This window comes from Psychrobacter sp. ASPA161_9 (assembly GCF_051970275.1).
GTDB lineage: Bacteria > Pseudomonadota > Gammaproteobacteria > Pseudomonadales > Moraxellaceae > Psychrobacter.
The window spans coordinates 106,514-130,632 of record NZ_JBEFNI010000002.1 but is presented as its reverse complement, the minus strand read 5'-3'; the positions used below and the strand labels follow the sequence as shown (position 1 = coordinate 130,632).

Here is a 24,119-nt window from a genome sequence, read left to right as displayed (position 1 = left end):
AGCTTAACCTTAAATACTGAAAGAGCTTAAACACTAACAAGGAGGTTAGTATGTCGCGTATCAATCGTACAGGTATGTCCAAACGTACACTTGAGCAATGGCTGAGTGAGTATTCCGTCAGCCATCAAAACTTAATCAATAAAAAGATCCATTGGCTTTGCGTTCCTACTATCTTCGTTAGTCTGTTAGGAATGGGAATGTCGCTATCGGTCTGGTTTACATTGGTACTTAGCGCCTTAGTATTATTGTTTTATATGCGCTTATCTACCCCGTTATTTATGGCGATGGGAATTTTTATCCTTATTTGTCTATCAGTGATGACTTTATTGCCATGGGGCTTTAAGGTTTGGGCAGCTGTCTTCATCGTAGCTTGGATTGGACAGTTTATCGGTCACAAAATCGAAGGCAAAAAACCATCATTTTTTGAAGATTTACAGTTTTTATTGATTGGTCCAGCTTGGGTAGCCAATAGCCTTATGAAACGTGAGTAGCGATCAGATAGCAGTGATTATAGTGTTGATTGGTTATTGATCATTCTCATAAAATCTAGGGCGTGTCCTTATAAAACAAATACAGTGCTACTGGTATAAATTTTGCGTAGCCTCTGTCTGCGTAGGCACAGCAAGCAAGGAAAATTTATACCAGTAGCACGTTATAATAATTGTATTTTTTTACTTAGCATCGACTAGATATTGGTAACGTTTCTTTATGTTTTGAAAAGTTAATTTGAACAGCTAAAAATTTGTAAAAGCCAAAAAAAAGCGCCACCCAACTGATAGTCGGATGGCGCTTTTTGTTGCTGCTTCAATCATCAAACACACAATTCATATAGTATGTTCGATAGACTAAGCTATTTGATAATATTCTATTTACCAAATACTTTCATACGCTCTTCAACAGACTTAAATTCTTTATCGCCTGCTGGCTGCTCAATAGCACCGAATACCATTTGCGCATTCAATTCCCAATGTTCATCAATGTTCCAAGTGTCAGCCACTTTTTTATCGATGATTGGGTTGTAATGCTGCAAATTGGCACCGATGTCTAGACTGGCCAATGCTGTCCAGATTACATACTGGTGCATTGCATTGGTTTGGTCTGCCCAGATTGGGAACTTGTCAGCATATAAAGGAGCAGCCGCTTGCATGTTTCTAATGACGCTATGGTCTTCAAAGAACATAACCGTACCAGCGCCAGCTTTAAAGCCATCCATCTTTTGCTTGGTCGCAGCAAATTGCTCTTCATTATCGACAATACCACGTAAAGTATCTTCGGTAATTTGCCAAAGTTTTTGATGCTCTTCACCAAACAACACAACGATACGCGATGATTGTGAGTTAAAAGCTGATGGGGTATGCAAAATAGCATGCTCAACCAGTTTAACGACTTCGTCATTCGATACTGGTAGTTGATTGCTCAACGCATAGACAGAACGACGCTTTTCAGCAAGTTGATGCAACTTCTGTAAATCTGACACAGTACTTCTCCAAATTATTAATATGAATGGGTTAGAATAAATGCTAGATGAGTATGGTTAAAGAGTTAGACTCAATAACCATTCGCTAAAACAATCTAACTGATTATAAAAAAAACCAGCTTAAACTCGTACTTTCTTTTTGTAAAAAAACTTAACAATGTAATATATTATAAAAGTTATATTAAACAAACTAACCTTTAAAACCTTCAGGCAATTCTGGAGCAGGCAGACGCTTCATATCAGAATCAACTTCACCGAAACGTTCATGACCATTGTTCCAGTCAATAATTGATTGTTCAATCTCAGCTTTGTTGTCTGCGACGAAGTTCCACCATAGTAACACTTGGTTATTCAAAGGCTCACCGCCGATAAACATCACACGCGTACCTTTTTTGGCGACTAGCTTAATGCTTTCATTGTTGGCGACATCGGTATCATGAAAGCGCAGTAATTGATCTTGTGGGCATACTTTGCCTTCAGACTCAATCTCGCCTTCTGTAACCAAGATACCATATTCAAAACCTGGCTCTAAGTTGAGCGTGACTTCACCATCTTCTAAAAAGTAGACATCAATACCGACCATTTTTGAATATTGGATGGTAGGCGCTTCATAGCGCTTGCCTGATACGCTAGTATAGCTACCTGTCGTCAGTATCATCTCCACGCTATCCTCGCGCCACGTTGGCAGCTCTGGATAATGATGGAAGTCTGGCTCAATTTCTTGATCGGTAGGCAATGCAATCCATAGTTGTACCATGCTCAAACCACGGGCGGCATTGGGCGAACCACCAGTATCTGGAAATACGCTTTGTTCAGTATGGCTGATACCTTGCGTTAGACCTGTACCTGCGGTCATGACGTTAACTTGGTTTTTAGTGATCACTTGCTCATTACCTAAGCTGTCTTTGTGCAGCACTTCGCCATTTAACATCCAGCTAAAGGTTTGCAAATTAGTGTGCGGATGACGGCCGACTTGCATGCCTGCATCATCTTCATCAAATTCAGCTGGGCCTGCATGATCCAAAAAGCACCAAGCACCAATAGGCTTTTTGCCCGTATTGGGTAAAAGACGGGCAATTGGAATACCGCCAACATCTGCCAAACGTGGTTCTAAGATATCGATACTCATGGTTCACCTCTTATTATCAATTATGTGATATTCAATGGGATGTACATGACACTGTGCAAAATATGGTATGTACAAAATACAATAGGCAGAAGTAAAAGTAGCGCCGATAAACGATTTACCTGTCATAAATATAAATGTTATCAATATTTCGATACGCTACTTTTAACTATAGTACCTTATGACTCTAATAACCTCTAAATATTAGCATTTAAAGAGTAGCACCAAAACAGTTTAGAAACTGCTTTGGTACCTCTAAGAAGTGTCTTAGAAACTCATCGGCACTTCCATTAGTAGTACCTTAGCATCTTCTTCTACGTCCATCGTGAAGTTCTTAGTATCCCAAACACCAAGTCCATCACGAGTATCCAAAGTGTTACCGTTTACGTTTACTTTACCGCTGATGACAAATATATAGACACCGTTATTAAGGTCATTTAACTGGTAAGTCTGAGTCACGCCTTTGTCAAAATCACCCATGCTAAACCAAGCATTTTGATGAATCCACACGCCAGCATCATCAGCGTTTGGTGACAATACTTGATTGAACTCGTTTGGCTGCATGATTTCATCCATGCGTACTTGCTGATAACGAGGCGCTACGTTCATTTTGTTTGGAATGACCCAAATCTGTAAGAACTTTACGTCCTCTTTGTCATCGCCATTCATCTCACTGTGAGTAATGCCAGTACCAGCTGACATAACTTGGATTTCACCCGTTTCGATAATGCCATTGTTACCAATGTTATCGCCATGACCGAGCTTACCAGATAATGGAATACTGATGATTTCCATATCGCGATGCGAGTGCTTACCAAAACCTTGACCACCGATGACAAAATCATCATTGATGACGCGTAGTGCGCCAAAGCCCATACGCTCTGGGTTGTGGTAATTTGCAAAACTAAAAGTGTGCTTGCTTTTGAGCCAGCCATGGTTTGCATCGCCACGAGAATCTGCTGCATGATAGATAGTTTTCATAATTTATCCTTATTTATTGGGGAGTTAAACATGTCTGAAAATTTACTATTAACGAACTTGTCTAAACAATGGAACTATTATAATTGTTGTTGAAGAAGAGATAAACATGGTAAATCGCAAATAACTATTCTTATTATAAGAACAATTAAACAACCTAAATAGAGTAATATATTCATAACAGAACAATCGGTATAAGCTGTTAATATTATTAATGTTAACTAAATAGAGTTAAGTCTATAAAATGTTAAATAAATAAAACCAACTAATAAGGAAAGCCAACTAATAAGGAAAGCCAATTATGTCTAATGAATCAAACAGAGAGTCTTTAAACTACGAGCTAATCGATAACCCTGAGCAAAAACGCTTCGAAATCCATATTGATGGTCATATCGCTTTTGAGGACTATGAGTTTTTTACCACTAGTCAGGGTGAAAAAGGCATTGAATATAAACATACTGAAGTGCCAAAAGAATTGAGTGGACGCGGTATCGCAGGTTACCTTGTTAAATCAATCTTAGATGATGCTGCTGCTAAAGGTTTACGGGTCAAACCCACCTGCCCTTACGTCAATTCTTATATCGACAAGCACCCAGAGTATAAAGCCAACTCTGTATTTCATGACGCAAAACCTTAATAAAGTATCAAGTCAATAATAAAAAACGAGTCAAAAAAAACGCCATGCTAAAAAACATGGCGTTTTTGATTTAACAATAAACAGTCAATAGCTTATATTACTTATTGCTGTCATCAGTTAAAGCGTTGTAGCTGTCGATTAATGGAGCATAAGCTGGGATTGTTTGATAGAAAAGGTCTAGGTACCCTTCCATATCTTCACGCCAGTCACGACGGATTTCATTGGCTACAGCAAACCAAGTCAGTGGTTGTGCGCCAGCAGCTACCATACGATCGATAGCAGAGGTACGGCTAAGCTCATTAAATGTACCTGAAGCATCAGTCACCACAAATACTTCATAGCCCGCTTTTAGGGCAGATAACGCTGGGAATGCAACACATACTTCGGTCACGATACCAGCAATAATCAATTGCTTACGACCAGTGGCTTCAATGGCTTTAACAAAATCTTCGTTGTCCCAAGCATTGATCTGACCAGGACGAGCGATATAAGGCGCATCAGCGAACATCTCTTTTAGCTCTGGCATCATAGGACCGTTTGGACCTTGCTCAAAACTAGTCGTCATCACTGCTGGCAAGTCAAAGTACTTAGTCAATTTTGCAAGTGCCATGACGTTATTTTTGAATTCAGCTGGCTCGATGTCACGAACTAAAGATAATAGACCTGCTTGATGATCTACGAATAACACAACAGCATTATCCAGAGATAAATAGATAAACCACGACAAATACAAATATGAATTCTTATCTGAGGAATAACAAGAACTTATAATCATTCAAAAATTGAAAGCGCTTAAAGCCTTAACCAATATTTCGTAAAAAATCCTTATCTCTAGACAAAATCGACAAGTAAAGAACTGGCAGTACAAATAAACCAACTGCCCAATAGCTCAACTTAACATACAGAACAGCGCCTAATAACGCACCAATCACAAAGCTCATGACCAACGCTGAGCTATGAACTAACTTTTTAGCATTCTCAGACGTTCTATTTGATAAGTAATCTGATAGGCCTATTCCTAACTGCGTAGTATTGCCTGTCATCAGTACCGTTGGACTCATGTGCTTAATGACTGTTTTGCTGGCCGTATTACGAATCGCTAAAGCCGTTAAACCTAAGCCACCAGTTATCGCAACGGTAATAGCACCTGCATCGATAAAGGGTTGAAAAGACAAGCCCGCGATCATAAATGCGGTCAAAAACACTGCTTCAGCTAAGAATAAATGACTCAGGATCAGCTGCTGTTTTTTGCTTTTATCTATGTATATCTTCGTTACTACTACCGTCAAAATAAACAGCGGTACAGATGCAAGCTTAATCCATAGACCATCTTCGCCTTTCACCAAGCCGCTACCTGCTAGTACTAAGTTACCAGTAACATGAGCGGTAAAAAACCCAAACAAAGTTATAAAGCCAATGGTATCAATGGCACCGCCAACGACCGTTAGTAACACTGGCGCTTGATAACGTTGCCAAAAGCTTGATGGCTTACCATCTTGAGCACCACTCTTATCATTCTTAGATACAGTATTGTTAGATTCAATGTTGTTAGAGGCGCTGTTATGCACTGGCATTTCCGGCAAACACTACAAACTCATCCACAAACTTTTGCAGGAATTTTTGCGTGCGCTCACTGACGCTACCATCTTCATTTAGGCTATCAGTAGCATGGCCTAGGTATACTTCAGGACTAATCATCATTTGAGCCGATAGCATCTGCATACTTTTACGTACATCTAGGCCGCTAGCTCTACCACCATAAGTGCCAGGAGACGCTGTCACTACGGCTACTTTTTTGTCTGTCCAAGCGCTATCGCCATGAGGACGAGAAGCGATATCGATAACGTTTTTTAGGGCAGCAGGCATCGTACGGTTATGTTCTGGTGTGACGATTAATACCGCATCGGCACTCTTAATCTGCTTACGGACACGATCATAACTTTCAATCGTCTGGTCATCATAATCTTGATTATAAAGAGGCAAGTCTGCAATTTGTACTTCTGTCGCCGTGACACTGTTAGGTAGCTGCGACACGATAAATTCAGCAAACTTACGATTGATTGATGCCTCTCGCAAACTACCAATGATTAGGGCTATATTCGTCGATGCGTTCATAATGATGAAGACCTCCTCTTTACCGTACGTTAATTGATTTAATTGTGCTTAGCTTAGCGTTACTTAATTTAGCGTTGCTTAGTGTAACGTTCTTGTTCTAGGTGCATGATCTTTATCAACTGAATAAGCGCCTGGACCATGAGCAAATATCATTAAGAAACCACCAGCTATCGCGATGTTTTTCATAAATGGGTTCATTTGTGATTCGTCATTCCAGAATTGATGGAAAAGGATTGCGGAAACAATACTAAACCCAGCGATTAATAAAGATACTAAGCGGGCTTTAAAACCAATGAGTACTGCGATACCGCCTAATAGCTCAAGTGCAATCACTAGTGGCAGTAGAATACTTGGTACGCCTACCGATTCCATATAGCCAGCTGTTGCAGCATAGCCAGTAATCTTGCTAAAGCCTGAAAAAATAAAAATCATCGATATAAATAGGCGACCAATAGGGGCGCTCAACTCTTGTAACTTGTCCATCAGTACTCTCCATTAATGAAAATGTATATTTAAGTTATTTTCGTCTGGTTATTCAATGGACATATTGTAGACATTGACTGTGCTTAGATAAACAGCAATAATCACAAATAACTGTTCTCATTTAAAGAACAATTAATAATTATTTATAAACGAGCTTTTTATAAACGAATCACTTATGAGAGGATAACTAAAATGGTACAACTATAAGGGATGGCAATGTTTATACGCATTGTCAAAGTCGGTAGTATTACTAAAGCCGCTGAGCAAACGATATAGAATGGGCTTGAAACGCCACCCTACGATATTCCATACTAAGTTAAGAGTCAGGTTTGAATTAAATATATTATAGATGTGTAGCTAGATTTAAGATTTGATTATTAAAAAAACATTCATTTACTCTAGTGGGGTTTAGTTATGAGAATATCTATAACACCCTAAACAGTACAAAAAATAACGGAAATACACATTTCTTGATAGTGTTTAGCATTAAATAAAGTCATTTTTTGCTAAACTTACCAATTCGACGTATAAGCAGAGCTTAACAAGCAAGTTCTAAATTTAAAGCAGTCTTTGAGCTAATTATTGAAAAGAACGGTATATTCGCTCTACCCTGTACTTGCCTATATTATACGTACTCACTTGATTTACTTACTTAACAAAAGGATTATTTATCATGACTTTAAAATCTATCAAACAAGCAAATCGCGCGATGACTTTTGCTGCTGTCAGTGCTCTTGGCCTGCTCAGCACTTTAGGTCACGCTGCTACTTACGAGCTTGACCCTCACCATACTGCAGTGCGCTTTTCTGTCGATCACTTTGGCACGACGACCAACGCTGGTGGCTTTCATAATTTATCGGGCACTCTTGAGTATGCACCTGAAGATCAAAAAGGTTTTATAGGTATTACTATCCCTATGGGTAGCTTGAGCACAGGCCTCAAAATCTTTGATGGACACCTAAAATCTGCTGACTTTTTTAATGTAGAAAAATATCCAACGGCTTATTTTAAATCTACTGAGTGGCAGTTTGATGGCGATAAAGTCAAGGCAGTCAAAGGTGACTTAACGCTGCTTGATAAGACTCACCCTGTGACTTTAACGGCCACTAAGTTTAACTGCTATGACAACCCTTTATTAAAAGCTGAAGCTTGTGGTGGTGATTTTGAAACTACTATCGACAGAACCAAATGGGGTGTCGATACCTATACAGATGGCGGTATGATGAAAGACATCAAACTGGTCATTCAAGTAGAAGCCAGCAAAAAAGCAGATCTTAAATAAGGCTGGTTCATCCCCTTAAAACAATATGTAATAACACATTATTTAATAGAAGTAGGCTGGGTTTTTTAACCCAGCTTTTTTGATTCTTCGAGATTTTGCAAGGGGAATTCTACTTAAAGAACTCCCCTTGCAAAGCTATAAGATAAGATAATACGATATAGCGGGCAACGATAATAGGGTAGCTAGGATGGGACAACTAGAAGATATGGCAATGTTTGTACGCATTGTTGAAGCCGGTAGTATTACTAAAGCAGCTGAGCAGTTAGATGTTGCCAAATCGGCTGTGAGTAGGCGTTTAAAGGATTTAGAGACTCGCTTGGGCAATCAGTTGATCAGCCGGACCACTCGGCAGTCTAACTTGACCGAGGCTGGTGAGCATTATTACCGACAGGCGAACAATATACTCAGTGAAGTGGACGCACTTAACGAGCAGACTAGTGGTGCGCCTACACGCATTGAAGGCACGCTAAAGATGACAGCACCCCTGTCATTTGGGCTTATGCATCTGAATGATGTGATTGATGAATACGCCAATCAACATCCCAATCTAAGCTTTGATTTGGATTTTTCTGATCGACATGTTGACTTGATTGAAGAAGGTTTTGAGCTAGCCATTCGTATTAGAGAGCTGCAAGACTCCAGCTATCAAGCAAAACGACTAGCGCTGATTCGTTATGCGCTTTGTGCCAGCCCAGAGTATTTAGAAAAGATGGGAACGCCTGAGACCCTAGAAGACTTACAAGAACATGAGTTCTTGCAATATGGTCTGGGCAAAACAAGCACGTTAACCCTGACGGACGCGCAAGGGAAAAAACACAACCATACAATAAACGCAAAAATCAAAGCGACTAATGGTGAGTTCTTAGTGGATTTGGCAGTGAAAGGTCATGGTATTATTTTTATACCAACCTTTATCGCTTACCAAAGATTGGCCAAAGGTGAGCTAGTGCCTGTTCTTAAGCAGTATCAATTGCCCACCCTTAATGCTTATGCGGTTTACCCTAAGAACCGCTTCTTGTCACAGCGCTGCCGTTATTTGATTGACTTTATTGCAGAGCGTTTTGGCGACAATCCTTACTGGGATGAGTTCTGATAAACAAATACATAATCTGACCTAACATAGTAGAACCCAACAGTTTTCTAAAGTCGCTATAAACCTTAAAACAATGTTGCTAGTATTGTCTCAAGATATCCATCAGTCATAAGGAGATGCATTATGGATTTGCAAGCACTAGGCATGAAAGCGATTAACGACTTTGATAACGTACGCCAAAGTCCACTACCTCAAGAGCGTCTAAACACAGCTCGCAAGCAGGCAAGCGCATTCAGAGAACGCTTTATGGATGAGCCACCTGTTCAATTTTATCAAAGCGCAGATATGGTTAGAGTGCCCTACCCAACATGGTACGCTTACAGCGGCGTCTATACCCAAAGCACTTATAAATTCCCCTACCTTCATATTCTTAACCGTATTTTTATCATTCAATATCATGACTTTTTAGGCGAATTAAAGACTTTGCTGTTCTCTCCTTCTGATATCGAAGCAGACCGCGAGACGCCGTTTTTTAAGCGCTTAACGGACAAGATGCCCAACTGGTCACCGCTTGAAAGCGTGGTCGCTCCCATCATCCGTGATGTGACAGGTGCACTTGCGGAAGTCGGCTTAGCACCAGAAGATGTTGATTACATCAGCTATGATCATCTTCATACCCAAGATATACGTCGCTGGCTTGGCACTAAAAATACAGGCACTACAAACACAGGCACGAAAGATAACGCTGCCTACTTCCCTAATGCCAAAATTTTGGTGCATGAGCGAGAGTGGCTAAGTACCACTGCCTTGCTGCCAGTGCAAGCGGATTGGTATTGTCCCAACGGCATCGAAGACGTCGACCCTGATAAAGTCATTAAGTTTACTGGGAGTATCCAATTGGGCAAAGGCTTGGCGCTGGTGCATACTCCAGGTCATACCGAGGGCAATCATTCACTAGTCGCGCGCGTGCCAGATGGTATAAGAGTCACCTCAGAGAATGGCGTCGGCGCAGATGCTTACGCTCCAATGAACTCAAAAGTGAATGCCATTCGTCGTTATGCTCAGCAGACAGGCATGGAAGTTATCCTAAACGGCAACACGCTAGAAGGTAGTAATGAGCAATATATCTCGATGGTCATAGAAAAAACCATCGCCGGTCCCTCTAAAAACCCTGACTTTCCTAACTGCGCTTCAAGCAGTGAAGCGACCCCTTACTGGCTTATCCCCGGTCATAAAGTCAGTCATCTCATCGGCGAGGCAAAATTTGGAACCTTACAGAAAAAATCGGTAAAAAGTCACTCAATGCAAAAGGAAAGTGCCTAATGGGTTATTTTACCAATAAGACGGTTTATATTACTGGCGCAGCCTCAGGTATTGGATTAGAGACTGCTAAGCAACTGATTAACCAAGGTTCTAACCTAGTACTGTTTGATGTACAACCGCTTGATGAGGTGCTATCAAGCTTGCAAGCTATGAATAAAAATGACGCTTCAATTGCAACCTATCAGTTGGATGTGACCGATGCGGATATGACCACTAAGCAAATCGCTACGGCTGCCGAAAGCTTATCGCCAGATATTCTAATGCATTTCGTGGGGATTACAGGGCCTTGGACTTTTGATGATATGAGCCAAGAGCAATTTGAGCGGGTGATGAACATCAATCTATTCGGTACACGCAACGTACTGGCTGCTGTGCGTCCGTTTTTATCACGTGGCAAGCAAGTCATGGTTACCGCTTCCATGTCATCCTTCACTGGTAGTTATGGCTACAGCTCTTATAGTGCCTCGAAGTTTGCCATTTGGGGCATGATGCAGTCGATAAACTTTGAATGGAAGCCATTGGGTATCGATATCACCGTCTTCGCCCCACCGCCGATAGATACACCATTGACACAATCTGAAGTCGGCGTCATGTCGCAAGCTGGCGTCGGTATGAAAAAGTTAGCAGGTGAGCTGAAGATTGAGGGCGCGGTTAAATCCATGTTAAAAGGCGTAGAAAACCGAGAGTTCCTAGTCGTACCAGGCGTAATAGCGAACTTAATTAGATTACAGTTGCGTTTTTTTCCAGTGAAATGGGTGAATTGGATAGGCAATAAAACCGTGGCATTGTCCATGAAGAAGTAAATAGTTTGTTAATTAACTTACAGACAAAAGCCAAGCATATTGCTTGGCTTTTTTTTGTGAAAATATACTGATAATAAAAAAAGCATCATCTAGTCAAAAGTCAGATGATGCTTTTACTTTAATACTTTGATTTCAATACTTTTATATCGTCAATTTTAATCTAAAGTTTGCACACCGCCACCATTTACAAACAGTGTCTGACCACTCACCCACTCTGATATGGGTGCGGAAAAATACAGCATCGCACCAGCGATATCCTCTGCTTCACCTAGACGTTTAATAGGCGTATGCGCTAGCATCTTCTCTTCAATCTCAGGCGTGAGCACTGTTTTTAGTGCGTCCGTTTGCGTGGCACCAGGGCCAACGGCATTAATACGTACTTCTGGGCCGAAGTCATGAGCTAGGTTGGCTACCATATGGTTCACCGCGGCTTTCGATGCTGCATATCCACTCATATCAGGGCTTTTGTTGATACTCGACATCGACGTTGTGATAACGATTGAGCCGTAACCTGACTTTTTCATATGCGGTACACATAGCTGACATAGGCGCCATGCGCTAAAGACATTTAACTCAAAATCACGACGGAAGTCATTCACCGAAATCTCAAACGGATTCTCTTGGCCACCACCGCCACCACCAGCGTTATTAATCAATATGTTGATAGAACCAAATGTTTCCATAGCTTTATCAACCATAGCGACCAAATCTTCATCTTTTAAGATATTACACTCAACCGCCAATGCTTTGACACCATAGCTTTCGATTTCTTGTGCAGCCGCTTTAGCATCGTCAATTTTTAAATCAGCGATGACAATATTTGCCCCAGCTTGTGCTAAACGTAGCGCAGAAGCCTTACCAATGCCATTGGCACCGCCAGTCACGATGGCAGTTTTGCCAGATAAATCGAATAATTTATCAAAGGTTTTAGGTTCAAATGCTTGCATACTTATTCCTTATAATAGTTATTTATATCATTCTTTATATTACTGGCTATAAATTGGTTGTCGGCTCTAACTGAACGACTTAATAAGTATGCGTGGTTTGGCGCATACTTATTAAATGGTTGATGTGACAAATCATCAGTCTTTTGTAATCGACACTTTACAACGAGAACAGTCGTTATAAAAATATCGTATGTTCCAGTAGCTATTAGTATTAGAAATTAGCGCTATAAATTTTACCCATAAAAAAAGCCCCACAATGAAGTGAGGCTTTAGTGCTCTTTCAAGCCATATTTGGAGCGGGAAAAGAGATTCGAACTCTCGACCCCAACCTTGGCAAGGTTATGCTCTACCACTGAGCTATTCCCGCTGAATATCAAACCGTAATATTAATAACTACTACGTCTCGATAGGCTGGCTATTTTAGCAAATATTCTGTGAGTGTCAATATGTTTTTTAAAAATTATTGCTAATATTGTTATTTCCAGACTAAGCTAAAGAGATAATCTGGCATAAACTACTGATTTAATGACAAGTATTAATCGTAAATTGTGTTTGGATTATTTTACGGTGGTAAGAGAAATATATCTGATGTTATGCTTATTTTGTTAATAACCATACGTTTTACAGTTGTAATATATTCATCTACCCTACTTATAACTTTTTTTATCGCTCACTCTTGTCTCCATGTACTATCACCTACCTTGCCTTTCTGTACTTCACTTACAATCATACGCTGTATTGTTACTTTTCCTGCATTGGTTTTACCTCGTTAACATTATTATACTTATGTCTGACAATAGTTCGGGTAAAATTTTACTGGTTAGGTAGATTAGCAAACGGTAGTAGAACTTCAATAACAAACTATCATTTTGTCTACTGTACTAATATCAGCTTTGTTCAACTTTTCTTTTTACTATTTATATCGAGGATATTTATTATGAAAAAACTGCTTACCACTACGGTAATGACAGCTTCACTGTCGGCACTTGCATTGACTGGCTGTACCAGTACCACAAATAGTGGTGCCGTTGGTGTTGACCGTCAGCAGCTGTTACTAGTCTCGAATGAGCAAGTTTTGCAATTATCAGCGCAAAGTTATGCCAAAACAATGCAAGAAGCAAAGGCGCGCGGCTTACTCGACACCAATAAAGCTCAGCTCAATCGTTTAAAGAACATCTCTAACCGTTTAATCGGTCAAGTTGGTGTGTATCGTCCAGATGCAGCGAAATGGCAATGGGAAGTGCATACTATCAAGTCTGATCAGCTAAACGCTTTTGTCATGCCTGGTGGTAAGATTATGTTTTATTCAGGCATCATTGACCGTCTAAACCTGACTGACGATGAGATAGCTGCCATTATGGGTCATGAGATGTCTCATGCGCTTCGTGAACATTCACGCGAGCGTATCTCACGCGAATATGCCACTCAAACAGGTATCGGTGTAGCAGCGAGTATCTTTGGTTTGTCACAAGGTCAAGCACAGTTAGCAACCGTAGCCGGCGACCTAGGTCTAAGCCGTCCGCACAGTCGTACACAAGAAGCTGAAGCAGATCAAATTGGTCTTGAGCTAATGGCACGCGCAGGTTACAACCCGCAAGCTACTATTAGCTTATGGCAAAAAATGCAACGCGCTAGCCAAGGTGAGCCACCACAGTTCTTAAGTACTCACCCAAGCAGCAGCAATCGCATTGTCGAATTACAATCATTAATGCCTAAGGTAATGCCGCTATACCAAAAATCACGTCGTTAATCATGAATTTTTAGACGTTATATTTTGAGTAAGTTCCTTGAATAAGTTGCTATAGATCATAACAAGCAGAGTGCAAACCATGTGTTGCGCTCTGCTTTTTTGTATCTCTAGTTAAGAAGCTTTTGCACCAAAAAACCGTTTACTCGATAATTTTTGGCAGTTAGAGATTCTGTTCTTTAGAAGTTATATTTCTTAGAAGCCATGCTCAATTTAATAGCGCCCTGTACAGCTAGCAGCGTCTGCTATAATGGGCACAATATGTCATTCACAAATTGCTAAATTCTAAATAGTTACCATTAGACAAAATTTATTAAGAAAAAAACATCAAGCAAGAATACATTTAAGGATTGCTATGAATACCACACCTACTGCTGATGCTCTAAGTGCCGAGCTACAAGCCCTACAACCTCAGCATATCGAACTGATTAACGAGTCAATGAATCATGCTGGTTATTTTGAAGGTAAAGAAAGCCACTTTAAACTGACCATCGTGAGTGACGCCTTTGAAGGTAAGCGCTTGGTTGGACGCCACCAATTAATATACGGGCTGGTTACACCATTACTGACCTCACAAGGCGGCCAAGTACACGCCTTAGCTATTCATGCGTACACACCGACCGAATGGCAAGGCCAAAGCCCTGATAGCCCGTTATGTGCTGGACAAAACAAGTAGTCAGTCATATTCATATAATAATTAGATATTATAAATAAGCTTGCAAATTGCAACTGTAAAGGAAACCACATTCGATGAAACACTTACATATGCTAATGGCATTACTAGTCGTTGTACTATTTTTATATCAAAGCTATCTGGTATTAAGCGCCAATAGACGGGCACCACGTGTGGTTAAAATAGCCAATCATATTGTCTATGCTTTAGTCATACTTTCAGGGGCTATGATGCTAATGCAGCTGATGAGTGCGAACGCGCCTGTCCAATGGGTGTTTGCCAAAATAATCTTACTTGTCGCTGCCATTAGCGCTAGTATTAAAGCATTCAACAATCATGCGACACCTACCCAAAGAAAAACAGGAATTCTCATTGCGGCTGTTGCCTACATTGGTATTGTGATACTCGCCTTTGCTAAACCTGCAAACTTATTTTGATCCTGATTCGATCGTCGATTTATCCTTAATAAAATTATTAACTGCACGAAATTACATTTAATAATTGGTGTATTTTTCAATATCTTAATCACTTTATTTTTGCTATCTTAAACAAATACAATCACTTAGCCTTATGGAGCCACTATGAAAACTCTTACTGCAGCGACAATACTAGCATCAGCTGGCATTTTTGGTCTCTCAGGCTGCGCATCTACCGGTAATATCACGCCACAATATGTACCGCCAAGTACCTATCAGAACTATAACTGCCAAACACTTAGCCAAGAATATAACCGTGTAAATCGTTATGTTGATGCCGCTCGTAATGAGCAGTCAACTTTGTCTACTTCAGGTGTCGGTGTTGGGGTTTCTGCTGGACGCTGGGGGATCTCACCTAATATCAGCTTTGGGGTTGGTAAAAGCAACAATACTAAAGCCCGCGATGCTAAGTTATCACGGCTTTACGGCGAGCGTGACGCGATTGTTCAATCTGCCCGTATCCAGCGTTGTAGCTTCGTCAATGGCGTTAAGATTTATGGTGAATAAATAAACTATATATAAAGTCGTTAAGGTATTATCGTTATCTCATCAAAAAAGCCAATACGCAATTAACGTATTGGCTTTTTTATGTCTAATCATAACGAGCAATAACTCAGTCTAAGATTAAGAATTTAAGCTTTGCACCCATTGAACGATTTGTCCGCTAGGTAATGCGCCTGACTGACGCGCGACTTCTTTACCGTTTTTAAAGGCCACCATCGTCGGCAAGCTGCGAATATTGTAAGGTGCAGCCGCTTGCTCGTATTTATCAGTCTGTACTTTAGCAAAGACCACTTGCGGCAATTGACTGGCTGCCGTTTTAAACTGCGGTGCCATCATAATACAAGGTTGACACCAGCTCGCCCAAAAGTCAACGATGGTCAATACATCGTTTTTTTGAATGATTTTATTGGCTGTTTGCGCGTTTAGCTCATGAGGGCTACCGGTTAATAATGGTTGACCGCATTTACCACATTTTGGCGCAGCACTCAGCCGTGCAATTGGTACACGATTGGTTGCTTGGCAATGCGGGCATACTAGATGAGAGTTTGGCTCACTCATTATAGAACTCCTGTTTCAATGGCTATCATGATTTATTTTTATTCAAACTATTCACTAAGCCATGTTAAATATACCATAACACTGTACTTATCCATTATCCAAGTGCGTTAATGGGTATTTTTAGATAACGAGTACCGTTGTCTTCTGGCTTTGGAAAGTGACCAGCATCAATATTGACTTGTACCGCTGGAATAATCAGACGTGGCATTCCAAGAGTAGCATCACGACGTTCACGCATCTGTACAAATTCTGCTTCATTAATACCGTCTTTCACATGAATATTGCCCAGCTTCTGCGCAGCGACAGTGGTGGTTGGGCAATGCTTGCGACCTTTACTCGGATAATCATGACACAGATACATGATCGTATTTTCAGGGAGTGCTAACAGTTTTTGGATTGACTGATACAGCGTTTTGGCATCACCACCGGGGAAGTCGCAGCGCGCCGTACCCACATCAGGTGCAAATAATGTATCCCCAACAAAGACCGCGGTTTTTTCTTTATCAGTGGCAATATAGGCCATATCAGCACGCGTATGACCTGGCACATACATCGCGGTGATGGTAATGCTACCAAGCTCTAATGTCTCACCATCGTCTGTCAAAATATCAAACTGGCTGGCATCGGTACGAAAACTGGTATCGAAGTTAAAAATCTGTTTAAATATTTTTTGTACTTCGGTAATATGCTGACCTATAACTAATTGGCCGCCAAGTGTTTCTTTTACATGGATAGCAGCCGATAGATGATCCGCATGCGCATGGGTCTCAATGATATAGACTAGCTCCCAACCATGCTCACGTACAAACTCAATGACCTCGTCAATGCTTTTGGTATCAGTGCTTCCTGAGTTGGAATCAAAGTCCAATACCGGATCGATAATCGCGCACAGTTTTTGCTGAACGTCGGCTAGTACGTGCGTATAGGTCTCGGTGTCGCTATGTAAGAATGAATGAACTTGCATGGCTGCCTCTCTACTTTTATATGAATGATTTAATCGTAAGAGTAATTAATTATATGGGCGTTCGATAATAAGAATGTTTTAATCTCTAAATAACACTTAAGTATAATATTCAGTCGTATATAATATTTAAATGTGCTAACGACTTATTTAAGACAACCAATATAGCAACTACGATACATTTTATCAATTTATATAATGTAATTAATGATAACTTGCTATAATTTTTGATATCATTGATAATTAACTATCTATTTATTAACAAGACAGCGCCCTCTATCGCTCTCTTATATAAGGAGCTCACTCTGACTACTTCTACTTCAGCATTGGGTACATCGACTCACAGCATTAGCGATGATGTATCACTTGATAATACAGCCGACTTTGCACCAATAGATCTTGCTAAGCAAATGCAACAAGCATCCATGCAAGCCAGCCAATTATTGAAGTCGCTCTCGCATCCCGATCGTTTGCTTTTATTATGCCAGCTGACTCAAGGTGAATACTGTGTCGGTGAGCTTGAAGGCTTGGTCGGTGTTGGACAGCCAAGTCTATCGCAGCAGCTGGGCATCCTACGTAAGGATGAACTGGTCACGACACGTCGCGAAGGCAAGCAAATTTACTATAGTATCGCAAGCGACGATGCCTTAGCCGTACTAGAGCTACTGTATCAACGTTTTTGTGCCAAAGCAGAATAATAGCGTACTAGCCTTACTCCTTAATACAACAGGGCTTAATGTAATGATGCTTTCTATTGTGATGACGTATTGATATGGCCTCTATCGCCGCTCGTCTGATTCCTACTTGGCTGCGCCAATATCAGTTAGCTACGTTGCCGACTGACGTCATCGCGGGGCTTGTGGTTGGCGTATTGGTGATACCGCAAAGCTTAGGCTACGCCGTGCTCGCAGGGCTGCCACCTGTTTATGGCTTATATGCAGCCATCGTGCCTGTCATCGTTTACGCATGGCTTGGCTCTAGTAATGTACAAGCTGTCGGACCCGTCGCCATCACCGCTATCATGACCGCCAGTAGTCTGCTGCCTTACGCTGAGCAAGGGACTGAGCAGTACGCGTTGATGGCAAGTTTATTAGCTCTGATGGTAGGAGCGCTGCTCTGGATTGCGGGGCGATTAAAGCTCGGCTGGATTATGCAGTTTATCAGTCGCGGGGTTTCGGCTGGATTTGTGAGCGGTGCCGCCGTTCTAATCTTCGTCAGCCAGCTTAAGTACTTAACCGACATTCCAATCGCTGGTAGCAGCTTAATCGGCTATTTATCTACCATGCAGATGTATGCGCGCCAACTGCATCCACTGACCTTGCTCATTGGTGTTGTTGCCTTTGCACTTTTGGTGGCGAACCGTTACGCGAGCAAATGGGTATGGCGCACATGGCTATCATCGTCCTATGCTAAATGGGCGGAGCGCTTATTCCCGCTTATCTTACTTGTTATCGCGATTGTACTCAGTATGGCATTGCATTGGAGTGCGCTTGGAGTCGCGACCATCGGTAGTATTCCGCAAGGGCTACCGAGCTTTACACTACCTCATGTGCCAGATGTTCAAGAGGCGCTCAAGCTGTTACCGACCGCAGGACTGATGGCGCTTATTATCTTTGTGTCCAGTAGCTCGGTCGCTAGTACCTATGCTAGGCTACGTGGTGAAAGTTTTGATGCCAATCGTGAGCTGACCGGACTTGGACTGGCAAACCTCTCTGGTGGACTGTTTCAGAGTTTTGCGGTCGCAGGTGGCTTTTCACGTACCGCTATCAATGTCGATTCAGGTGCCAAAACCCCAGTGGCCAGTCTTGTGACGGTGCTGGTGATGATTGCTGCGCTGATCGCCTTTGGCAATGCGCTTGCTCCTCTACCCTATGCGCTACTTGGCGCGACTATCATGGCCTCTATTATTGGGCTCATTGATATTGACACGTTAAAGTCTGCTTGGCAGCGTGATCGCTTAGATGGTGCAAGCTTTATGGCAGCGTTTGCAGGTGTACTGATATTTGGGCTAAATACTGGATTGGTCATCGGCCTGATGGTGTCATTCGCCAGCCTTATTTGGCAATCGAGTAAGCCGCATGTTGCCATCGTCGGACAGCTGGGCGGTACGGGGCACTTTCGCAATATCAATCGTCACGACGTAGTGACTTTTAATAATTTATTACTATTGCGTATCGATGAGAGTCTATTCTTTGGTAATAGTGAGTCAGTGCACCTGCGTATTTTAAATTCCTTGCAGCAGTATCCAGACGCGAATGAACTTATCCTGATTATGTCAGCAGTCAATCATATCGACCTGACTGCGCAAGAGATGTTGAGCACACTTAATCAAGAGCTAGCGCTGCAAGATAAGCGTTTACACTTTAGCTTCGTGAAAGGTCCAGTCATGGATGTCATTGGACACACCCCTCTGATTACCGAACTATCAGGACAGGTCTACCTAAGCACCTTAGATGCCGTCAATGCATTAAAAGAATGCATTAAAAAATAACTAGCGAACGCTTTGTTAGTGCGCTAAACCGTCAATCACTATTGTTGTCTATAACAAAATATCGCTATGATAGAGCCTGTGTTATGCTAGCTTATTGTATTGATAAACCTTCTTTAATAAACGCACTTTAACAAACTCAATTGAATCTATTTATGACCGATGATATAACGATCTATAAGCAAATTTACCCAAGCCAATGTATCAAAATTGCAGAGCTTGGCTATCGCTCAGTGCTCAATATACGTCCTGACGCTGAGGTTGATATGCAGCCTAACAGCTGTGATTTTGCCACGGCTACCGAGCAGGCCAACCTAACTTATCATCATATACCTTTTGATGATGAGCGCCTAAGCATGATGACTGTGCAGCAATTTGCTGATTTTTATCGTACCGCACCCAAACCTATATTGATGTTTTGTGGTACCGGTGCACGCGCTAAATTGCTGTATCAAAGCGCGTTGATGCAAGGCTTGTTATAACGTTTATATATTGAGCTTAAAACAATGGGTCTCAAAAACAGTGTCTGTTAAGAAGTAACGTGTCTCAAAAACAACGTATCTGAGAAAGTAATATCTTAAACAAACACTAACTACATTAAATAAATCATTCTAAGAAAGGAGCTCCTATGAGCCATCAAGTTAGCATTACAGGACAAATCACCCCTGACCAAATACCTATGATTGCCGAAAACGGTTTCAAAACCATCATCAACAACCGTCCTGACGGTGAAGAGCCTGGACAGCCAACCAGCGCTGATATCGAAGCGGCTGCTAAAAAAGCGGGCCTTGCTTACAAAGAAGTGTCTTTTGCTGGTAGTGAGCTCAATCAAAATCACGTCGAAGAATTCGCGGATTTCTTCAATCAAGCCGAGCAGCCAATGCTCATATTCTGCCGTACGGGCAATCGCTCAACGGGTATCTATGAAGCCGCTAAGCGTATGGATTTGTTAGACGATTAATAAATTAGAGGTTTTAACTATTTGAGCAAGCGTTAACTAATTAAGTCCATATAAACATGTGGGCTTTTATAACAGTTAAGACGATGTTTTAAAGTATATTTGAAGTTATAAAACCACAAGGAATGTGGACTATTTGAAAAGTCATTCTAAGATGACTTTCATTTTTACAAGGAATGTTTCATGAGTAATACTGCGCTGGCCTTACTCCCCCTGGCTCTTGCCTATATTATGTTTACCTTAGGAACAGGGCTCAAACCCAGTGACTTTAAGGTTATCGCTAATCACCCCAAAGCGTTTTTCGTCGGATTAGTAAACCAAGTCATTATTGTGCCTTTAGTCGCTTTAGCAGTAGTCCTAGTGATGGGACCACCACCAACCATCGCCTTTGGTATCATGCTAATTAGTTTTTGCCCAGGCGGCGTGACCAGTAATATGCTCACCTATTATGCCAAGGGTAATGTCGCGCTTTCAGTCGCGCTTACTGGTGTGGTTAGTCTATTATCGGTCATTACTTTGCCCATCTTAATTACTTTAGCCTTTAACCATTTTATGCAAGACCAAGCCAGCTCTATTAGCGCTGTAAAAATTGGTGTGGTGATGTTTTTATTAACGACTTTACCCGTCACCCTTGGTATGCTTGCTCGCTACAAATTCACTAACTTCATGGTGCGTAGGAGCAGTATTCTAAATGGCTTAGCTAGTATCTTTTTTGTATTGATTGTTTTTGCAGCCATCGCTTCCAACTGGGAACTCCTAAAATCACAGTTAACGTCAATGGGGCTTGAGCTGGTCCTTATCATTATGGCCTTATTTGTGTTAAGCATTTTGACTTCTAAAGCGCTAAAGCTTAGCTGGTTTGATACCAAAACCATTTCAATAGAAACCAGTATTCAAAACAGTACGACTGCAATTACTTTAGCCCCTATTATTATGGGAACGGCAGTTGGTCTACCTGCTATTGCCTTACCTGCTGCTGTATATGGGGTGCTCATGTATGTGATTGCGCTGCCAATTATTGCTTTGATTAGAAATAAGAATTGATTGTTTCTGACGTAAAAAAACCACCTCAAAAGAGGTGGCTTCTCAAACTAACTTTATAGATGAACGGCTTACTGCATAACTAAGTATTCAAAAGCACTTAGAGCAGCTTTAGAACCCTCACCCATCGCAATGTTAATCTGTTTAAAGGGTACCGTCGTTACGTCACCACAAGCAAAGATACCTTTGCGATCGGTACGGCAACGCTCATCAATCTCAATCTCACCAAAACGGTTTAAATCGACAAAGCCTTTAACGAATCCAGTATTTGGCACTAAGCCAATCTGTACGAACACTCCTGCCAAGTCACGCTCATGGGTCTCACCTGTGCTGCGATCTTGATAAACAATAGAAGTCACTTTACCATCAGTCGCTTTAATCTCTTGCGTCGCCGCCCCAGTGATAAATTCAATATTGGCTTTTTCTTTGGCTTTGTTAATCAATACCTGATCCGCTTTTAAATCATCTGCGAATTCAAGTACGGTCACATGCTTCACGATACCTGCAAGGTCTAATGCTGCTTCGACACCAGAGTTACCGCCGCCGATGACTGAGATGTCTTTATCTTTAAAGAAAGGACCGTCACAGTGCGCACAGTAGGCAACGCCTTTACCGATATTTTCCTCTTCACCTGGTACACCAAGTTTACGCCATTGCGCACCAGTCGCTAAGATAATACTGCGAGTCTCAAACGTCTCACCCGTGTTTAGATGAATGCTGTAATTTTCTTCTTCCGTCTCGCTGATTTCTTTGACACTCACGTGCTCTTTGAGCGTGATATTGTACTCTTGCAAGTGCTTTTCAAAATTGGCAGACAATTCATTGCCTGTGGTCAACGGTACAGAGATTAAGTTCTCGATATCTTGTGTATCTTTCACCTGTCCACCGATGCGATCTGCGACCATCGTCACTTTTAGACCTTTACGCGCGGTATAAATTGCTGCGGCAATCCCAGCAGGACCAGCACCAATAATAGTCACATCTTGCTGCTCTAACTGCTCGGCATCATCGTCCGCTTCTGCTAATAAATCAGGGAATTGCTCTTGTAGCTTTTCAATGAGCTTGGCGGTATCAATCAGACCATTAGCAAACGGTTTACCGTTTAAGAATACTGCCGGTACGCCTTGGATATTATTTGCTTCTACTTGCTCTTGGAACAATGCACCATCGATCATCTCGTTGCTGATGTCATCGTTTAGTAGCGCGAATTGGTTCAGCGCTTGTACGACTTCTGGGCAACTGTGGCAAGAGAGCGACACATAAGTTTGGAACTGCAATGGCTTATTAAAACGCTTAATGAGCTTTTGAATACCCTCATCTAGTTTTAGCGTATGGCCACCCGACTGCAAGATTGCTAAGATAAGCGAGGTAAACTCATGACCGCCTGGGATACCGCTAAAGACGATACCAGTATCGGTCAACTCGCCACCAATATGACTACGAACCGCAAAACTAATCGGACTTGGTAAGCTATCATCATTCGCTGTTGCATCAAAATTAATCTTATCGGTAGTGCCAGCAATTTTGGTCAAAAAATCAATTAGCTCTGCACGTTTTTGATGCTCACCACTACCCAATACGAAAGTAATTGGACGAGTCATATTTTCGCTATAGCTCTTAACAGCGTCTAATAAACTTTGATCTATCATGTTTGTTCCTCATTGTTATTCAATATGTAACGGCAACTAAGCGGCTGCACGTTTAAAGATGGAAAATTTGAAGTGAGTAATGTTGTTTAAAGTATAATTTGAATAAGGCCTATGCCCTTTAATGTCCCTATTATCATAGGTTTCGAGGGTTTGAGCAAGCAGAGAAACTCAAACTTTATATTTTATAAAACCAATCGTAAAACTGTTTTATCAATTAAATATAAATTGATAAAGCCATAATAGTCCCATTATAGTTATGGTGTAGAGGTTGTTTTTTCGCTACAATCGAGTGAGGCGAATAGGAAAAAGTCTTATTTACCTACTGGCGGATTGACTTTTAAGAGTGTTTGTTAAAGTGTTTTCTGCTGAGCTTGAGCCTTATCACTATTAAGTTAATAGCGCTTTGGCTCAATAAAATCTAAGTCTCACAATCATAGCAATTCATCACAGCAACCTTAACGACAATGCGCTGATGCTTATTGTAAGCTTGCGCTTCATAACAAGGATGACAACATGAGAAAGACTGATACGTTACAAGACAACAGAGAGATTATTGCAGAACTTAAGCAGAAAGACAGCCACTTTGCCAGTATTTTTGATGAGCATACTCAGCTTGATCAGCAAATCAATCAACTTGACAAAGATTTGGTTAAGCACGCCAGTCGTGACGAGGAAATAGAAAAAATGAAGCGACGAAAACTGCATTTAAAAGATGAGATTTATAAAATAATCGATAAAAATAAACTACAATCTCATGCCTAATACTTCGTTTCTTATTAGCAAATAAAAATAAAAACCCTTCCTAGTTAACAATATAAAAAGACCCCATCAACTTATGCTGATGGGGTCTTTGTCTGTAG

Annotated in this window: 27 protein-coding genes and 1 tRNA gene; 16 read left to right on the top strand and 12 right to left on the bottom strand. The window is 41.2% G+C overall.

All coding sequences use genetic code 11. The features are described 5' to 3' along the window. Window positions 1–50 precede the first annotated feature (50 nt). Complete coding sequence (locus ACTQ9S_RS03620; RefSeq protein ID WP_350656067.1) at window positions 51–491, top strand: Mpo1 family 2-hydroxy fatty acid dioxygenase; 441 nt, start codon at window positions 51–53, stop codon at window positions 489–491. Between the two features lie 374 nt (window positions 492–865). On the opposite strand, the gene ACTQ9S_RS03615 is transcribed toward ACTQ9S_RS03620, so the two are convergent. The 3 genes from ACTQ9S_RS03615 to ACTQ9S_RS03605 form a co-directional block, all read right to left on the bottom strand. Beyond that, complete coding sequence (locus ACTQ9S_RS03615) at window positions 866–1,477, bottom strand: nitroreductase family protein (protein ID WP_440453801.1); 612 nt, start codon at window positions 1,475–1,477, stop codon at window positions 866–868. A 190-nt stretch (window positions 1,478–1,667) separates the two neighbouring features. After that, window positions 1,668–2,606, bottom strand: coding sequence for a pirin family protein (locus ACTQ9S_RS03610; RefSeq protein WP_440453799.1), 939 nt, complete (start codon window positions 2,604–2,606; stop codon window positions 1,668–1,670). A gap of 264 nt (window positions 2,607–2,870) precedes the next feature. Beyond that, window positions 2,871–3,584 (bottom strand): pirin family protein, encoded by a 714-nt coding sequence (locus ACTQ9S_RS03605; protein WP_440453797.1) that lies wholly within the window; start codon window positions 3,582–3,584, stop codon window positions 2,871–2,873. A 298-nt stretch (window positions 3,585–3,882) separates the two neighbouring features. Between ACTQ9S_RS03605 and ACTQ9S_RS03600 the strand changes: the two genes are divergently transcribed. Further along, window positions 3,883–4,218: a GNAT family N-acetyltransferase gene (locus tag ACTQ9S_RS03600; protein WP_440453796.1), complete on the top strand. Its 336-nt coding sequence runs from the start codon at window positions 3,883–3,885 to the stop codon at window positions 4,216–4,218. Window positions 4,219–4,315: 97 nt separating this feature from the next. Here the strand turns inward: ACTQ9S_RS03600 and ycaC are convergent, their stop codons facing one another. From ycaC to ACTQ9S_RS03580, 4 genes are all read right to left on the bottom strand, one after another. Next, window positions 4,316–4,993 carry an isochorismate family cysteine hydrolase YcaC gene (ycaC, locus tag ACTQ9S_RS03595; RefSeq protein WP_440453794.1) on the bottom strand — a complete coding sequence of 226 codons (678 nt, stop codon included), beginning with the start codon at window positions 4,991–4,993 and terminating at the stop codon, window positions 4,316–4,318. A 25-nt stretch (window positions 4,994–5,018) separates the two neighbouring features. Then, window positions 5,019–5,792 carry a YoaK family protein gene (locus tag ACTQ9S_RS03590; protein ID WP_082785716.1) on the bottom strand — a complete coding sequence of 258 codons (774 nt, stop codon included), beginning with the start codon at window positions 5,790–5,792 and terminating at the stop codon, window positions 5,019–5,021. After that, entirely contained in the window at window positions 5,779–6,333 is a 555-nt protein-coding gene (locus ACTQ9S_RS03585) for an NADPH-dependent FMN reductase (RefSeq protein ID WP_440453792.1), read from the bottom strand. Before ACTQ9S_RS03585 ends, ACTQ9S_RS03590 begins: the two co-directional genes overlap by 14 nt. A gap of 78 nt (window positions 6,334–6,411) precedes the next feature. Continuing rightward, window positions 6,412–6,816, bottom strand: coding sequence for a DoxX family protein (locus ACTQ9S_RS03580; RefSeq protein WP_440453790.1), 405 nt, complete (start codon window positions 6,814–6,816; stop codon window positions 6,412–6,414). A 673-nt stretch (window positions 6,817–7,489) separates the two neighbouring features. On the opposite strand from ACTQ9S_RS03580, the gene ACTQ9S_RS03575 reads away from it, so the two are divergent. The 4 genes from ACTQ9S_RS03575 (at window position 7,490) to ACTQ9S_RS03560 (ending at window position 11,257) form a co-directional block, all read left to right on the top strand. Then, a complete protein-coding gene (locus ACTQ9S_RS03575) occupies window positions 7,490–8,098 on the top strand; it encodes a YceI family protein (RefSeq protein ID WP_440453788.1) in 609 nt (202 codons plus the stop codon). Window positions 8,099–8,285: 187 nt separating this feature from the next. Beyond that, a complete protein-coding gene (locus ACTQ9S_RS03570) occupies window positions 8,286–9,191 on the top strand; it encodes a LysR family transcriptional regulator (RefSeq protein ID WP_350656056.1) in 906 nt (301 codons plus the stop codon). Window positions 9,192–9,314: 123 nt separating this feature from the next. Next, complete coding sequence (locus ACTQ9S_RS03565; protein ID WP_440453787.1) at window positions 9,315–10,454, top strand: hypothetical protein; 1,140 nt, start codon at window positions 9,315–9,317, stop codon at window positions 10,452–10,454. Next, entirely contained in the window at window positions 10,454–11,257 is an 804-nt protein-coding gene (locus ACTQ9S_RS03560) for an SDR family NAD(P)-dependent oxidoreductase (protein WP_440453785.1), read from the top strand. The genes ACTQ9S_RS03565 and ACTQ9S_RS03560 overlap by 1 nt, the downstream gene beginning before the upstream one ends. A 155-nt stretch (window positions 11,258–11,412) precedes the next feature. On the opposite strand, the gene ACTQ9S_RS03555 is transcribed toward ACTQ9S_RS03560, so the two are convergent. Further along, entirely contained in the window at window positions 11,413–12,204 is a 792-nt protein-coding gene (locus tag ACTQ9S_RS03555; protein WP_068037666.1) for a glucose 1-dehydrogenase, read from the bottom strand. 292 nt (window positions 12,205–12,496) lie between these two features. Continuing rightward, a tRNA-Gly gene (locus tag ACTQ9S_RS03550) sits at window positions 12,497–12,571 on the bottom strand. A 570-nt stretch (window positions 12,572–13,141) separates the two neighbouring features. On the opposite strand from ACTQ9S_RS03550, the gene ACTQ9S_RS03545 reads away from it, so the two are divergent. The 4 genes from ACTQ9S_RS03545 to ACTQ9S_RS03530 all read left to right on the top strand — a co-directional run bounded on the left by ACTQ9S_RS03545 (window position 13,142) and on the right by ACTQ9S_RS03530 (window position 15,607). Next, entirely contained in the window at window positions 13,142–13,954 is an 813-nt protein-coding gene (locus ACTQ9S_RS03545) for a M48 family metallopeptidase (protein WP_068037667.1), read from the top strand. Window positions 13,955–14,306: 352 nt separating this feature from the next. Beyond that, window positions 14,307–14,627: a BolA family protein gene (locus ACTQ9S_RS03540; RefSeq protein WP_068329335.1), complete on the top strand. Its 321-nt coding sequence runs from the start codon at window positions 14,307–14,309 to the stop codon at window positions 14,625–14,627. Window positions 14,628–14,701: 74 nt separating this feature from the next. After that, entirely contained in the window at window positions 14,702–15,061 is a 360-nt protein-coding gene (locus ACTQ9S_RS03535; protein WP_068329336.1) for a SirB2 family protein, read from the top strand. A 144-nt stretch (window positions 15,062–15,205) separates the two neighbouring features. Then, on the top strand, window positions 15,206–15,607 hold the full coding sequence (locus tag ACTQ9S_RS03530) for a hypothetical protein (RefSeq protein WP_440453783.1): 402 nt from the start codon (window positions 15,206–15,208) through the stop codon (window positions 15,605–15,607). Between the two features lie 117 nt (window positions 15,608–15,724). Here the strand turns inward: ACTQ9S_RS03530 and trxC are convergent, their stop codons facing one another. Next, the gene (gene trxC / locus ACTQ9S_RS03525) at window positions 15,725–16,162 is read right to left on the bottom strand and encodes a thioredoxin TrxC (protein WP_440453781.1); all 438 of its coding nucleotides are present in this window, start codon (window positions 16,160–16,162) and stop codon (window positions 15,725–15,727) included. 94 nt (window positions 16,163–16,256) lie between these two features. After that, window positions 16,257–17,126 carry an MBL fold metallo-hydrolase gene (locus ACTQ9S_RS03520; protein WP_068329346.1) on the bottom strand — a complete coding sequence of 290 codons (870 nt, stop codon included), beginning with the start codon at window positions 17,124–17,126 and terminating at the stop codon, window positions 16,257–16,259. Between the two features lie 224 nt (window positions 17,127–17,350). Here ACTQ9S_RS03520 and ACTQ9S_RS03515 point away from each other — a divergent pair, with 224 nt between their 5' ends. The 5 genes from ACTQ9S_RS03515 (at window position 17,351) to ACTQ9S_RS03495 (ending at window position 21,613) form a co-directional block, all read left to right on the top strand. After that, the gene (locus tag ACTQ9S_RS03515) at window positions 17,351–17,821 is read left to right on the top strand and encodes an ArsR/SmtB family transcription factor (RefSeq protein WP_228138856.1); all 471 of its coding nucleotides are present in this window, start codon (window positions 17,351–17,353) and stop codon (window positions 17,819–17,821) included. A gap of 74 nt (window positions 17,822–17,895) precedes the next feature. Continuing rightward, on the top strand, window positions 17,896–19,614 hold the full coding sequence (locus ACTQ9S_RS03510; protein ID WP_440453779.1) for a SulP family inorganic anion transporter: 1,719 nt from the start codon (window positions 17,896–17,898) through the stop codon (window positions 19,612–19,614). A gap of 152 nt (window positions 19,615–19,766) precedes the next feature. Further along, entirely contained in the window at window positions 19,767–20,093 is a 327-nt protein-coding gene (locus tag ACTQ9S_RS03505) for a beta-lactamase hydrolase domain-containing protein (RefSeq protein ID WP_350656051.1), read from the top strand. Window positions 20,094–20,239: 146 nt separating this feature from the next. After that, complete coding sequence (locus ACTQ9S_RS03500) at window positions 20,240–20,572, top strand: TIGR01244 family sulfur transferase (protein ID WP_068329349.1); 333 nt, start codon at window positions 20,240–20,242, stop codon at window positions 20,570–20,572. A gap of 180 nt (window positions 20,573–20,752) precedes the next feature. Continuing rightward, entirely contained in the window at window positions 20,753–21,613 is an 861-nt protein-coding gene (locus ACTQ9S_RS03495) for a bile acid:sodium symporter family protein (RefSeq protein ID WP_068329351.1), read from the top strand. Between the two features lie 68 nt (window positions 21,614–21,681). Here the strand turns inward: ACTQ9S_RS03495 and ahpF are convergent, their stop codons facing one another. Next, the gene (gene ahpF, locus ACTQ9S_RS03490; protein WP_440453777.1) at window positions 21,682–23,259 is read right to left on the bottom strand and encodes an alkyl hydroperoxide reductase subunit F; all 1,578 of its coding nucleotides are present in this window, start codon (window positions 23,257–23,259) and stop codon (window positions 21,682–21,684) included. 513 nt (window positions 23,260–23,772) lie between these two features. Between ahpF and ACTQ9S_RS03485 the strand changes: the two genes are divergently transcribed. Then, on the top strand, window positions 23,773–24,021 hold the full coding sequence (locus ACTQ9S_RS03485) for a YdcH family protein (protein ID WP_440453775.1): 249 nt from the start codon (window positions 23,773–23,775) through the stop codon (window positions 24,019–24,021). Window positions 24,022–24,119 lie beyond the last annotated feature (98 nt).